15 protein-coding genes and 1 tRNA gene are annotated in these 14333 nt (G+C 45.1%); 3 read left to right on the forward strand and 13 right to left on the reverse strand.

Translation table 11 applies throughout. The features are described 5' to 3' along the window. Positions 1-82 precede the first annotated feature (82 nt). The 10 genes from HRR27_RS10680 to rpsU form a co-directional block, all read right to left on the reverse strand. Positions 83-970: a type II secretion system protein gene (locus HRR27_RS10680; protein ID WP_173273667.1), complete on the reverse strand. Its 888-nt coding sequence runs from the start codon at positions 968-970 to the stop codon at positions 83-85. Beyond that, positions 958-1881, reverse strand: coding sequence for a hypothetical protein (locus HRR27_RS10685; RefSeq protein ID WP_173273669.1), 924 nt, complete (start codon positions 1879-1881; stop codon positions 958-960). The genes HRR27_RS10680 and HRR27_RS10685 overlap by 13 nt, the downstream gene beginning before the upstream one ends. A 204-nt stretch (positions 1882-2085) precedes the next feature. After that, positions 2086-2991, reverse strand: a complete 906-nt coding sequence (locus tag HRR27_RS10690) for a porin (protein WP_173273671.1) — start codon at positions 2989-2991, stop codon at positions 2086-2088. Between the two features lie 278 nt (positions 2992-3269). After that, complete coding sequence (gene rpsI, locus HRR27_RS10695; protein ID WP_173273673.1) at positions 3270-3662, reverse strand: 30S ribosomal protein S9; 393 nt, start codon at positions 3660-3662, stop codon at positions 3270-3272. A gap of 11 nt (positions 3663-3673) precedes the next feature. After that, on the reverse strand, positions 3674-4102 hold the full coding sequence (gene rplM, locus HRR27_RS10700; protein ID WP_173273675.1) for a 50S ribosomal protein L13: 429 nt from the start codon (positions 4100-4102) through the stop codon (positions 3674-3676). Between the two features lie 277 nt (positions 4103-4379). Then, positions 4380-4456: transfer RNA gene (locus tag HRR27_RS10705), tRNA-Ile, on the reverse strand. 150 nt (positions 4457-4606) lie between these two features. Continuing rightward, positions 4607-6391 (reverse strand): RNA polymerase sigma factor RpoD, encoded by a 1785-nt coding sequence (gene rpoD / locus HRR27_RS10710; protein ID WP_173273677.1) that lies wholly within the window; start codon positions 6389-6391, stop codon positions 4607-4609. Between the two features lie 170 nt (positions 6392-6561). Continuing rightward, on the reverse strand, positions 6562-8340 hold the full coding sequence (gene dnaG / locus HRR27_RS10715) for a DNA primase (protein WP_173273679.1): 1779 nt from the start codon (positions 8338-8340) through the stop codon (positions 6562-6564). Between the two features lie 109 nt (positions 8341-8449). Further along, positions 8450-8893 carry a GatB/YqeY domain-containing protein gene (locus HRR27_RS10720; protein ID WP_279585864.1) on the reverse strand — a complete coding sequence of 148 codons (444 nt, stop codon included), beginning with the start codon at positions 8891-8893 and terminating at the stop codon, positions 8450-8452. Between the two features lie 24 nt (positions 8894-8917). After that, positions 8918-9133 (reverse strand): 30S ribosomal protein S21, encoded by a 216-nt coding sequence (rpsU, locus tag HRR27_RS10725; protein ID WP_173273684.1) that lies wholly within the window; start codon positions 9131-9133, stop codon positions 8918-8920. Positions 9134-9481: 348 nt separating this feature from the next. Between rpsU and tsaD the strand changes: the two genes are divergently transcribed. Then, on the forward strand, positions 9482-10513 hold the full coding sequence (gene tsaD / locus HRR27_RS10730) for a tRNA (adenosine(37)-N6)-threonylcarbamoyltransferase complex transferase subunit TsaD (protein WP_173273686.1): 1032 nt from the start codon (positions 9482-9484) through the stop codon (positions 10511-10513). 104 nt (positions 10514-10617) lie between these two features. On the opposite strand, the gene plsY is transcribed toward tsaD, so the two are convergent. Next, positions 10618-11214 (reverse strand): glycerol-3-phosphate 1-O-acyltransferase PlsY, encoded by a 597-nt coding sequence (gene plsY, locus HRR27_RS10735; RefSeq protein WP_173273688.1) that lies wholly within the window; start codon positions 11212-11214, stop codon positions 10618-10620. A 354-nt stretch (positions 11215-11568) separates the two neighbouring features. Between plsY and folB the strand changes: the two genes are divergently transcribed. After that, positions 11569-11931: a dihydroneopterin aldolase gene (folB, locus tag HRR27_RS10740; protein ID WP_173273690.1), complete on the forward strand. Its 363-nt coding sequence runs from the start codon at positions 11569-11571 to the stop codon at positions 11929-11931. On the opposite strand, the gene HRR27_RS10745 is transcribed toward folB, so the two are convergent. Together HRR27_RS10745 and HRR27_RS10750 are read right to left on the reverse strand one after the other, a co-directional pair. Beyond that, a complete protein-coding gene (locus HRR27_RS10745) occupies positions 11928-12392 on the reverse strand; it encodes a FliG C-terminal domain-containing protein (protein WP_173273692.1) in 465 nt (154 codons plus the stop codon). The two genes, folB and HRR27_RS10745, sit on opposite strands and share 4 nt — an antisense overlap. Before the next feature lie 11 nt (positions 12393-12403). Then, positions 12404-12868 (reverse strand): FliG C-terminal domain-containing protein, encoded by a 465-nt coding sequence (locus tag HRR27_RS10750; RefSeq protein ID WP_173273694.1) that lies wholly within the window; start codon positions 12866-12868, stop codon positions 12404-12406. Positions 12869-13140: 272 nt separating this feature from the next. On the opposite strand from HRR27_RS10750, the gene HRR27_RS10755 reads away from it, so the two are divergent. Next, positions 13141-14328, forward strand: coding sequence for a class I SAM-dependent methyltransferase (locus tag HRR27_RS10755; protein WP_173273696.1), 1188 nt, complete (start codon positions 13141-13143; stop codon positions 14326-14328). Positions 14329-14333 lie beyond the last annotated feature (5 nt).

Genomic DNA, 14333 nt, shown 5'->3' on the forward strand with positions numbered 1-14333 from the left:
AGAATACGTATATTTCTAAAAGCTTAGTATAGTCTTCTTTTACGCTAATCGCATTTAAAGTTCTTATTATCGATTAACTGGACTATTCGAAAGCGCCGCGCTTGATAAGCGCCATTTTGGCTTGATTTACGGTAAACCATTGCACATAATCTTTGTTTTCACCAGAAGGATGGTAAACGAAACGGCGATCGCCGTCGCAGTTTTCAATCTCTTCGACAGGTGCATTGTTACAGCTTGCAGAATTTACTGTACTACCGTTTTCTCCCCATGAAATGACCACTGCAATCACACCCTCCTCAACCGTATCACCCGTTGAATCTTCCAATATCAAATTATAGCTGCCGACAACCGTTCCAAATGGCGGCGTGTTCAAGTGAAAATAAGGAGCAAGAGAATCCGGATTAATGCTCATAAATGGCATTGGCCGCGGGTCAATATCATTCACACAAGCCTGCGCACAAACATCATCACAAGTTGACGCTCCGGAATTTTCGGCACAATAAAAAAGATGCGAGCTTGGGCAGAACCATAAATCTTCAACACCTCTTAAACCAGAGCTGCCAAACACACTGGCCGTCTGGCAGACCTGATTAATATAAACACCCGACTCGGCACGTTGATGCACACGATAATAATAAGGATTACCCCAAGCATCATGTGAGGGCAAATCCAAATCACGGCTTGGCAAAGTACCTTCGCGATTTTTACAAACTGAAATGCCATTACTCAATTGACGATTTTCGCGACTGTCACCATCGGTATCCGGGCATGGCAAATGCAAATTCACACGCAAATAAGTCTCTAAGGCTTTAACGATAGCAATTTGATTCGCATCTTCTTGACGTGGCGCCTTTAGCTTGACATCCACCATATAGGCATCCACTAAAAACGTCGCTGCCATCGTTAGGATGAGCAATGCTATCGTTACCTCAATCAGGGTGAAGCCCCGTTCAAAAGTCATGCGCCACATTGTGCGCGCCATCCACCGCCGGCAGGATTATTTGCTGGATGATACGCATTTAACCAATGCGCTTGTGCGTTTGCTAAAGCAGGATAAACGTTTAAACCATTGTTAAAGCGCTTTAGAGTAACACAAGCGCGAATACTCATTAACACACGCCACTCTTCCAAAGTGACGCCAATGATTTGATCAAGATTTTCGTCTCTGCTTAACACCCTTCTCGGCGAAACAAACTTGAAATCGCCATCCGCATTTGATGCATCCAACCCATCATTTCCGGCATCAATGATCAGCAACACATAACCATCAACCCCATTTAACTGCAAACGCGGGGCAACGCTTTCTAGTATCGAGGGACTTAACGGGGAGAAACGATTTTGCCCATCATTAAAGTAGTAACCATTCTGAAAGCTAAAACGCTCATCTAAAACATAAAAATATCGCTTAGCCGGTGCAAAATAAAACTGTCTGCTGACAATTTTCTGTGGCACATAGCCCATACACGCGGCCATGCCATTACAATTCGCCCCACCTGAATTAGTTAACGGGTCGGGAACAAAACCGGTCTGCAAAGGATTAGAAGCACTGGGCAGAAATTGATTACCGCAGGTCGTTTCTGCGCCTAATAAAAAACCATCACCATCCAAATCTGGGCACGGAAAATAACCTGCCCCAGGCACTTCATCGGCGGCTAACAGTTGAGAACTGCTGTTGGTAAGATAAATTTCGGGATGAAGAACGGCAAACATCAACAATCGCTGTTTAACCTGTAACATAAGATGATGTTGCTGGCTGAGCTGCTTGCTCGAAAAATAGGCAATTAAATTTTTAAAATAACTGCTGGCTAGAAGGGCGATAAGCATGACTAACACCATTGAAACCAACAATAACACCATGCCTTTTTGTGAACTCTGGCTCATAACAAACCTCTGGAAAACCCACCAAAAGTTAGTTATAGCACTTTATCACCACCACTATAATCACAATTATCTATCACTAAGTACACTATATTTTTATATAAGAAAATACTGCAAAACATCTGGACGAAAAAAAACCCCGTAAGGCGAACCTAACGGGGTTTAAGGCACTAGACTAACTTGTACTGACTGACGTCAGCGCAACAATTAGAATTTGTGAACCATACCTAGGATGTATTCAGCGTCCGCTTTACCTACGTCTTGACGATCAGCCATGTAGATGTAAGCAGTAGTTTTCTTACCTAAAGAGTAATTAAGACCTACAGCAAAAGCATCTTCATCAGAGTTAGTTGTATCGTTAGAAGTCATCACGTATTTAACTTTCGGCATAAATTTACCGATTTTGTAACCGGCTTGTAGCTGAGTGAAGTTACCTTCAGCAGTATCATTACCAGAGTTATCTTGGTACATAACAGAAGTGATTAAACCACCAGTTTTATATTGCGCACCAACACGAACGTAAGTGATGTCCATATCAGCTTCTTGGTAAGCCGCAGCTAGGTATAGACCGTCTTTGGTTGAACCGTAAGTTACCGCAACGTTGTTCCAGTTATTAGTTTTGTCTTCATCTAGAACCGCAGCAGCAAGCACTTTAACGCCACCGAAAGATGGAGAAACGTATGCTAGTACATCAGTTGCACGGATTTCAGCGCTGTCTAGACCGTTAGTCAGGTTTTTGATATCAGCCGCACCGTCTGGGAACAAGTCAGTTACTTGAGTCATTTTAGTTGGTGTGTCATGACGACCCATAAGAACCGTACCAAAACCACCAGCCAAACCTAGGTACTGGTTACGAGCTGAAAGAGATGCACCGGAACCATCAGCAACGGTATCTATTGAAAACTCAATACCGTAAACCGCTTTAAGCCCGTCACCTAGGTCTTCAGAACCTTTAACACCCATGCGAGAATCAGTAGAGTTTACAGTTCCGTCTTGACCGTCAATTTTTGCGTAGTTTAGGTTTAGTTGACCGTAAAGAGTTGGGGCATCAGCCATTGCTACTGGAGCGGCGATTGCAGAAGCGATTGCTAGAGCGATTAAATTCTTTTTCATTTTTAATTCCTTAATTTATTTTGTTTTACGCTAACGGACTAGGTCGCGTTTGCTTGATGCCTAATATAGGGATTTAAAAAATTCCGCGCAACCCTTGTTTTGTTTTTTTACCACAAAGATTCATTGTGTTGTATTTTTACAACACAACAACCTACCAATGACCACAGTCGGCGCAACAAGAGCGCCACGTCCAACAAAAAATGAAATTATTGGCATAAAAAAACCCGCACAAGGCGGGTTTTTTCTGTCCAAAACAATTGGTGTTGTAAAAATACCAATTAACGTTTTGAGAACTGCGGACGACGACGTGCTTTGCGTAGACCGACTTTTTTACGCTCAACTTGACGCGCGTCACGAGTTAATAAACCACGCGCACGTAATGCTGGACGGTTTTCTTCACTAAAAGTGACTAGCGCACGCGCTAAACCGTGGCGAATTGCACCAGCCTGACCAGTTGTACCACCACCAACAACAGTGATGTAAGCATCAAACTGTTCTAGGCTTTCGGTTGCTTGTAGAGGCTGATTGATCACCATTAGGTCAGTTTCACGAGCGAAATATTCTGTGATATCACGACCGTTTACGACCATTTTGCCAGATCCAGCGCGTAGGAATACACGTGCTACTGAGCTCTTACGACGACCTGTACCGTAAAATTGTTCTGTTGCCATCTTTCTACCCCTTAAATATCAAGCGCTTTTGGTTGTTGAGCAGTATGCGGATGTTCAGTTCCAGCATACACTTTTAGCTTTTTGAACATTGCACGACCTAAAGGCCCTTTTGGCAACATCCCTTTAACCGCAAACTCGATTGGGCGGCTAGGCGCTTTATCAATCAACTTTTCAAAGTTGGTTGATTTTAAGTTACCTACATAGCCCGTTACATGGTGGTACATTTTGTCTTTACGCTTGTTACCAGTAACAGCAACTTTCTCAGCATTAACAACAACAATGTAATCACCACAATCAGCGTGCGGAGTGTACTCAGGCTTATGCTTACCACGTAGACGAGTAGCAATTTCCGCAGCAAGACGACCTAACGTTTTACCATCGGCGTCAACAACATACCAGTCGCGTTTGATTTCAGCTGGTTTTGCAACAAATGTTTTCATAATTTGTTCCTAAAATAATTAAATGTAATCCAAATCCTAAGAAGCTAAACGGCGTTTAACTCCACTTACTGTTTAACGGGCAATAAGGGGAAGGATTAATTAGGTGCGAGATTATACAAGTGCCGTTCAATATACGCAATGCTTTTATCAAAAGATTTTTCACTCAAGTATTTGAAATTACGCGAAAATCAAATCAACAAATCGCACTCGATAAAAAACCGGATATCCACGTTTTTCAATCACGACAGCAAACGGAATTTACAACAAAAAGAGAAGATGGTGGGCCTTCACGGACTTGAACCGTGGACCTGCCGATTATGAGTCGGATGCTCTAACCAACTGAGCTAAAGGCCCCAAATAGACTGCTATCAGACAACAGCAGATAAAGTGCGCGCTATTATAACGACATTCCTAAAAGGTGGAAAGTTTTTAGCTTGCGAAAACATAAACAAAAAACCCGTCCTTTAAAAGACGGGCTTGATTGGGAGGTTGAAGGCTGAACGATTAATCCAAGAAACTTTTCAGACGCTCTGCACGACTTGGGTGACGTAACTTGCGTAACGCCTTGGCTTCAATTTGACGAATACGCTCGCGCGTTACATCAAACTGTTTACCCACTTCCTCCAAAGTATGGTCGGTATTCATGCTCAACCCAAAACGCATACGCAATACTTTCGCTTCTCGCGGCGTTAGGGTAGACAACATTTCTGTCACGGTTTCGTTCATACCAACCGCATCCGCAGCTTCTTGCGGCGAAAGGATGTTTGAATCTTCAATAAAATCACCCAATGAAGAATCTTCATCATCACCAATCGGCGTTTCCATCGAAATCGGCTCTTTAGCAATTTTCATCACCTTGCGAATTTTATCTTCCGGCATCTCCATCTCGATCGCCAACTCTTCAGGTGTCGGCTCGCGCCCCATCTTCTGTAGCAGCTGACGCTGAATACGATTCAATTTGTTAATCGTTTCAATCATATGCACAGGAATACGGATAGTACGGGCTTGGTCGGCAATTGAGCGCGTAATCGCTTGACGAATCCACCACGTTGCGTACGTAGAGAACTTATATCCACGGCGATATTCAAACTTATCAACCGCTTTCATTAAACCGATGTTACCTTCTTGGATCAAATCCAAGAATTGCAGACCGCGGTTGGTGTATTTTTTCGCAATCGAAATAACCAAACGTAAGTTCGCTTCAATCATTTCGCGTTTAGCAGTACGCGTATTATTCTCGGCTTTGCTTAAATCTTTATAAACCGACTTATACAAAGTAATCGGCATACGCTCTGATTTTTCAATCATTGCCAAGCGTTTTTGAGCACGTTTCACATCTTGGCGATGCTCTTCGAGCTGCGCTTTTAAATCAGGACACAAAACTTGCAGACGATCAACCAAATCAATTTCGGTTTCACGACCGACAAACTCTTCTAGGAACACTTTACGCGGCACTTTAATACGACGCTGCACCAAATCGACAACAACGCGCTCTTGCTCACGAATCAAAGAGATACGCTCTTTAATTCCGCGAATCATGCCATTAGAGAATAATGGCGTGATTTTAATCCCTTTAAGATGGGTAACAATCGCCTCACGCTTATCCAGAACTTGCTGGTCATCACCACCAAGCTTCTTCTCAAGAACCAAGGCTTCTTCTTGTAACTTCTTCAGCTTCTCGACAAAACGCGCCAACTCTTCTTCGTCGATACCATCGTCTTTAACATCCGTGTTATCGCTATCCGGCGACAACTCTTCCACCGGCACATCAATCAAATCTTCTGGGCGGATAAAGCCTTGCACAACATCAGCAATCTTACCGTCGCCAGTGTCCATGCGCGAAAACGCGTCCAAAATGCTTTTTGAAAACACCGGATATTGCGCCAAAGCATCCAGCATATCGCGGATACCCCATTCGATTCGCTTGGCAATTTCAATCTCGCCGTGACGGGTCAAAAGATCAACTGAACCCATTTCACGCATATACATCCGCACCGGATCGGTAGTACGACCAAACTCGCTATCAACCTCCGCCAATGCCGAAATCGCCGCTTCCGCAGCCGCATCATCAAAAGCACCGCCGTCACCAGACATCAGCTCATCTTCGTCCGGAGCACTGTCGAACATACGAATGCCAAAGTCTTTCAGAATGGTTAGAACCTGACCTAACTGATCTTCTTCGATATCATCTGGCAAAACATCATTCACATCGGCAAAGGTTAGGTAGCCAAGCTCCTTTGCACGCTCGATCAGATCAATTAACTGCTGCTTTCTTTCGACTTTGGTCATGTTTTGTCCCGAATTAAAATTCTAAGTATACGAGAAGGGTTTTTTGCTAAGCTTTATTGAGCTTTGTAAAAAACGAACTCGCTATTATATCAATTTTTTCAATGTTTTAGAATGTGTATTTATTAGTAGACCGATATCTTTTTCGTCAGAACACACCACTAACACACTGCCTAGAGCCCTTTTATAAGCTGATTTAACCGCAGCATTTCCTGCTCGCTCCAACCCTTTTGCCCCAACCCCAGCACATCTAACTTCTTCGCTAAATCCACCACCAATTCACGCAATTCATTTGCCAAAAAAGTAGGGTCGTCCGGCAAATCGACATTCAGCAATTGCGGTAACATTCCGCCAAACCCATATTCTTGCAACAGCTCCACCATCGGCTCAAGATTATCGGTCGTTATCACACAATTGCGCATGTGCTGCAGAGTTGCAGCCAAAAGACGGTAGTCAGCCTGCTCCTGTTGCTGCAAACTTTGCACCAGCTCTATAGAGAATATCTGGCTCCATTGGGCATTTTTCAAGAGCACGCGGATAATTTTTAATGGCACGCTCAATACTTTTAGCGGCATTTGCGCAGTTTGATTACGTACGGGAAACCCTTTACGCCCCGGAGCAGAACCAGCGCGCAAGCCAATTTCCTTGCCCAACTTCCAGTCCTGCATGGCAACCAAGTTCGCCACCTCTTCCAACAGCGCAACCTGATAAACCCCGCGCGCTTTGTGCAAGTAAGGAGCAGCCAAGGCCGCATAACGCTGCCGCCCCTCAACACTTTGAATATCTCCGCCCAATCGCGCCTGCAAACCTTGCAACAAAAACTGAGACAGCGATAAGGCATTCGCCATACGCTGTTTAAAACCGGCCAAACCCTCTTTACGCACCATCGAATCAGGGTCTTCCCCTTGTGGTAAAAACAGGAATTTTACCAAACGCTCTCCTTCCATCATCGGCAGAGCGATATCCAAGGCTTTCCAAGCAGCTTTGGTTCCTGCTTCATCACCATCAAAACAGAACACCACTTGATTCACCTGACGAAACAGCAAGTCCAAATGCTCTGGCGTAGTCGCGGTACCGAGTGTCGCCACCGCATTGCGGATACCAAATTGTGCCAAAGCAACCACATCCATATACCCCTCAACCACCAAAATCTCATCCACTTGAACACGACTTTGGCGCATTTCGTAGAGACCATACAAGGTATGACTTTTATGGAAAATCGGCGTTTCCGGCGAGTTAAGATATTTTGGCTGCCCCTGATCAAGAATCCGCCCACCAAAGGCGATATAACGTCCGCGACCATCGCGAATAGGAAACATAATACGCTCTCGAAAACGATCATAAATCTTACCGTCGTCTTTGCGTATCAACATACCCACTTCAACCAACTGTTGCTGCAGCTTTCCGTCAGCGGCCAGACCTTTAATTAAAGTATCCCAACCCGGTGGCGCAAAACCAATCTTAAACTCTTTCGCAATCTCAGCCGTTAAACCGCGCTGCTTAAGATACGTTTTAGCCCGTTGCGACTGTGCGTGATCACGCAACTGCATACGATAAAAATGCGCAGCTAACTGCATCACATCGTACAAATCCCGCTGCTGCTGTTGACGTTTTTCGGCTTGTTGGCGCTTTTGCGGCGTTTGCTGTTCACGTGGCACAGACATTCCATACATTGCCGCGAGCGACTCAATCGCTTCGACAAAACTCAGGCCGTCATACTCCATCAGAAAAGTCAGCGCATCACCAGAAGCACCGCAACCAAAACAATGGTAGAACTGCTTTTGCTGATTAACATTAAAGGACGGGGTTTTTTCATCATGAAACGGACAGCACGCCTTATAGGTCGCACCCGCCTTTTTTAACGGCACACGCTGACTAATCACCTGCACAACATCAGCGCGCGCTAAAAGCGAATCAATAAAAGGCTTGGGAATGCTACCGCTGTACGCCATAAACAGAATCCGTCCAAAAACGAGAAAGAAAAACTACCACAAAGAGAAAAACAAAAAAAGCCCGCAACAAAATGTATGCGGGCTTCTTTAAAGGCAAACAGATATTGAATTAGGCGCTAAGCTTAGCTTTAATCAGCTTACTTACTTCACCCATATCGGCACGACCTTGCATCTGCGGCTTTAACAACCCCATGACTTTCCCCATGTCCTGCATTGATGCAGCGCCAGTAGCATTCATGGCGTCATCAATCAGAGCAGAAACTTCCGCTTCACTTAGCGGCTGAGGCATGAAATCTTGAATGACCGTCATTTCATAGGCTTCTTGCTCAGCAAGATCTGGACGCTCTGCGTCAACAAACTGCTGATGAGAATCTTTACGCTGTTTCATTGCCTTGTCTAAAATGGCAAGAATATCAGCGTCATCATCCAATGTAGTTTGATTATCAATCTCAACCTGCTTGATGGCGGCTAAAAGACTGCGGACAACACCTAGGCGCGCTTTGTCTTTCGCTTTCATACAAGCTTTCATTTCAGCCGTTAGCTGCTCTTTCATTGACACGGTGACCAGTCCTCTGGATTAGTAAAGACGACGAGTACGACGAGTTTCGCGAGATAAACGCTTAGCAAGACGCTTAACGGCTGCCGCTTTCATACGCTTACGCGCCCAAGTTGGCTTCTCATAGAACTCACGCTTACGCGTTTCAGTTAAAACACCTGCTTTCTCACAAGCACGTTTAAAACGACGTAAAGCTACGTCAAATGGTTCGGTATCGCGGATTTTTACGCTTGGCATAATACACCTATAAAATTTTTAAATTCTGGGCTGCCTACATTCCCGCGCAAGAAAAGGGAAAGAGCAGAAAACGCAGGATTATAAATTTACCCATACGGTTTTGCAAACCTTTTTGTCGATAAAATTACGAATAAACCCGAATTGCTGATTACTCAAACCCATTCAAACCTTAACGACAGCGACATCAATTATTTCAATAACTTAGCCAAAACGCCGGTGCCAACGCACCCACAAAACGGCAGCCTTCACCCTAAGCACACAACAAAGCGCGGGAATGTTCAGCGGTCGACACGCTTTTTTTGTTAAAATCCCGCCATTGTCAATTAATCAGTAAAGAGAAAACCGCTAATGCTTGTTTTGGGTATCGAAAGTTCTTGTGATGAAACCGGAATCGCACTCTACGACAGCGAGCAGGGACTGCTTGCACACGCACTTTACAGTCAAATTGAACTGCACGCTCTTTATGGTGGTGTCGTGCCGGAGCTGGCCTCACGCGACCATATCCGCCGTTTGATTCCATTAATTCAATCAACTTTAAAAGAAGCCAAACGCCAAATCAGCGAATTAGATGGCATCGCCTACACCGCCGGCCCTGGACTCATCGGCGCACTACTGACCGGCGCCTCTGTCGCGCGCAGTCTGGCGTTTGCACTAAAAATTCCTGCGGTGGGCGTGCACCATATGGAAGGCCACCTCTTAGCCCCTATGTTGGAAAGCGAACAACCACAATTTCCGTTTATCTGCCTACTCGTCTCTGGCGGACATTCGATGATTATTCGTGTCGATGGCATTGGTCGCTACAAATTACTGGGCGACACCTTGGACGATGCCGCAGGCGAAGCTTTTGACAAAACCGCAAAACTTTTAGACCTTGGCTACCCAGGCGGACCAAAAGTTTCGCAACTCGCCCTTTCCGGCCGCGCAGAGCGTTACAAATTCCCGCGACCAATGGTCGATCGTCCAGGGCTGGACATGAGCTTTAGCGGCTTAAAGACCTATACCCTGAACACTTGGCAGCAAGCATTAAAAGAAGACCAAGCTACTGAACAGACCAAAGCAGACATCTGTCGCGCTTTTGAGATGGCGGTCGCCGACACCTTAACCATAAAATGCAAACGCGCTTTAGAACAAGAAGGATTAAATCGCTTAGTCGTATCCGGCGGGGTTAGCGCCAACCGTGAAATTCGTGAAAAACTTCACGCACTGATGAATAAACGGCACGGTGAAGTATTTTTTCCGCGTTTGGAATTTTGCACCGACAATGGTGCGATGATTGCCTATGCCGGCACACAGAGATTACTGGCGGGCGAAGAACAAGACTTGAATTTTGCGGCTACACCGCGCTGGTCATTAGAAGCGCTTGCGCCACTTGAGTTTTAGACAGAGTAAATTATGATTAGAAATGTCCAGCTTCTCCCTAAGGAGACGCGGAAAAACTCCAAATAGCGTCAAACATAAAGAACTTAGACTTTTTCCGCGCCTGCTTAGTTGCTTTGCTTAATCAAACTTTCTTCGCCATTAAGCAAGCGCTGGATATTGCTGCGGTGACGCCAAAACAGAATCAACGTCAAAGCAAGTGAACCGTAAAACCACCCTAAATCAGCGCTGATAAAGTAGACATAAACCGGTGTCAATGTAGCGGCAACCAAGGCGGATAGCGAAGATATTTTCAATACCTTGGCAACAAACAGCCAAGTGGCGACAATCGCCAAACCGATTGGCAGAGACAACGCCAACATCATACCAAGCATAGTCGCCACTCCTTTTCCACCACGGAACCCGAAAAACAACGGATACAAGTGACCAATAAAAGCGGCAAAGCCAATCAAAAACACCTCAGTTGACGTAAAACCATATTGATAAGCGGCTAACACAGGAATCACCCCTTTTAGCAAATCACCAAACAAGGTTATCGCCGCCGCCTTATTGCCATACAAACGCTTAACATTGGTCGCCCCCGGATTTCCAGAACCGCCTTCGCGCGGATCACCCAATCCCATTAGACGACAAACAATAATCGCAGTTGATACTGAACCTAGCAGATACGCTAATAAGACCGCAATTGAAAATTCTATGCCCATTATTCTCTCCAAGAATACCGCCATCCATGACTTGAACGGCACAACGATAATGTCAGGCGATTTTACTGGTAAACACAAAAAATTGAAAACGGACTTTGTGAGCCACTGAATTTCACTACAATAAGCGTAACCGACAGAATAATTGGATTTTCCTGTATGAATTACTCTGAAAGCCTAGAAACAAGCGACTTTGCGAGCTTTTTTAAAACTCGCCGAACCACGCTAAAAGCCTCAGTAGCATTAATTCATTCAATGAAAGCCCAAAAATTTTCAAACATAGCGAGTACTTTTTTCTGGTCTAAAAACTCGGAAAATCGCTTTTAAAACGTCCACCTGACAGGGTTTAAGCACTCTATGCACGACATCATCTACATTGAACAACTGGAAACCGAGGCCATTATTGGCATTTATGACTGGGAACGGGAGCAACCCCAACCCCTGTATTTTGACATTGAAATGGCCGTGCCCATTTTTACCGCCGCGCAAAGTGATGCGATTAACGACACGGTGGACTATGCCCAGGTGAGTGATTTCGTATGCGACTGGGTAGCCAAAAGCCGTGTTGAACTATTGGAAACCTTACTCGAAAACTTAAGTCACGAACTGTTTACCCGATTTACCGGCATTCAAACCTTAACCATCAAAGTAAGCAAACCCAAAGCGGTTGCACAAGCAAAAACTGTCGGCTTAATAATCAAGCGCCAACGCCCACGTTAAGCACCTTGTTGATGTAAACGCTTCTGCTCTTGCGCGGCTTGTTTAATCACTGGAATCAACTGCTCCATATACAGACAAGCTTGCGCTTCGGTGATTTTATCCATTGCCGCATAATCCTCTTCAAACTGACGGCGACTCTGTTTAGCCAAGTTACGCATCACTTTGTTGTACAACACATCACCATTAGCCAAACGTGTAATGGTTACCAATTGTTGCGCAGAAACCTTAGGCGCAAACTTCTGCACCACTAAATCATCAACCTGCGCCATTTTATTGGCCAGTTGCCGATAGGTTAGCAACTTTTTCTGCAGCACTTGATGCGAACTGTTCTCTCCTTCATTTAAACGCTGCACAATAACTTGGTTCAAGGTTTCCGCCACTTCATTTGGCAAAGAAAACGTCACCGGCCCAATCTCCAGTAACAACTCCCCTTCTTGACCATGCTTCGCTGTAATTTCCATTCAACCCCCCGCTAGATATATTGCGTTTCAGCACTGATAAATTCAATTTGCCCCTGCGCTTGCAAAGCAAAGGTCTTTTCAACAATTCGGCGTATCGCCTGTTTCGCCAAGTCCTCGCTCGGCAAAGAGGCTTCTTGTAAATCTCGAATAAGCTGCTTAGTGATAATCGCGCCGCTATTTTCCAGAACTATATTGGTAAAACTCTCATCCTTAGCCAAGAGCAATAACATCACCAAATCGTTGCTATCCAACTCTCTCAACAACGCCTGCAAATGTTGTTGCGACAACTTCTTCATGCGCATGCCCAATTTAATATAACTTTGCAAAGTGGAGTGTGGCTGCCCGTGATCGAGCGCCAACAAATGCTCCAGCGTAATCTGTAACAATGCCAAACTAAAACGGTCAATTTTCAGCGCCGCAAAGCCGATTTGCACCAACCATTCATTTTCGTGAATCTTCTTTATTCCAACTTGCATATTCCATTACCGCTTTAAAAAAGTGAAAGGCAGACAAAACAACTACACGGTAAGCCAGTCGTCGGCTAATCTGCGTGCTTGTTTGGGTTTCTATCGAGTCGTTAAAAAGCAAATACCTCGCCAAACCTGTTACCGCATAGGGACCTAAAATCAACAATGACAGGTTTTACACGAATACGCCGTCAAGCAATGACTCACAGATTTCACTAGAGGCATCTCACTATCTATTGCATAATAACCGCTGTTTAAAATTCATAAATGCAAAAATTCAGATGCCTAGCCACAAAAACCTCCCCCTACCGTCAGAAGATGCTCAAACTCTAAGCGCGCAATTAAGCAAACAAATTCGCACGTCACTGCAACGCCAACATAACATGACATTTTCCCAGTTCATGCAAAAAGCCTTATACACACCAAACTTAGGCTATTACAGCAACAGCTTGGAAAAAATTGGCAAACACGGCGACTTTATTACCGCACCAGAAATCTCACCGATTTTCTCGCGCTGCATCGCTCGCCAAGCACAACAAGTTCTCGCCGAATTAGCCGAGCCAAACATGATTGAATTTGGCGCTGGACGTGGCGTTATGGCCGGCGATATTTTACTGGCACTCGAACAACTGCAGCAGCCATTAACACGCTACTATATTGTCGAAATTAGCGCCGACCTGCGCCAACGACAAAAAGCCTACTTACAAGAACGCCTACCTGCGGAATGGTTTAGCAAAGTGGTCTGGCTAGAACAACTTCCCAGCACACCGATTAGCGCCGTAATTGTTGCCAATGAAGTGCTTGACGCCATGCCGTTTGAACGCCTACGCATTGAACCGGAGCGCGCACTGCAAGGCTATATCGCCTGGAATGAGGAGAAAGCGCAGTTTGTTTGGGATTATCAACCCATTACCGAGCGCAAACTGCAAAAGTTTGCCAACCAGTTAATCGAACACATCGGCAAAGTTTCCGACCTTGGCTACGAGACTGAAATTAACTTGCACATCGGCCCTTGGCTGCAAAGCTTAAGCACTATCTTGTCACAAGGATTGGTGCTTTTAATTGATTATGGTTATCCGCGTAGCGAGTACTATCAACCAGCTCGGGTAATGGGAACCTTACGCTGCCACTATCAACACCGCGCCCATCAGAATCCTTTCTTTTACCCAGGATTGCAGGACATTACTGCACACGTTGATTTTACGGCCGTGGCAGAATCCGGTTTTGAAGCGGGATTCAAAATCGCCGGCTACACTACCCAAGCCAATTTTTTAATGGGCAGCGGCTTGCTGGATATGTCGTTCGACAGCAGCGCGGATATTGGCTCGCAAATCAAAACCGCACAACAAATTAAAACGCTCACCATGCCAGACGAAATGGGTGAAACCTTCAAGGTTATTGCCCTGAGCAAGCAATTCGACAGCGGCCTAATCGGCTTTAAAGTGCGCGACCTGCGCCACTTACTCTAAGGATA

This window comes from Thiosulfatimonas sediminis (assembly GCF_011398355.1).
Taxonomy (GTDB): domain Bacteria; phylum Pseudomonadota; class Gammaproteobacteria; order Thiomicrospirales; family Thiomicrospiraceae; genus Thiomicrorhabdus; species Thiomicrorhabdus sediminis_A.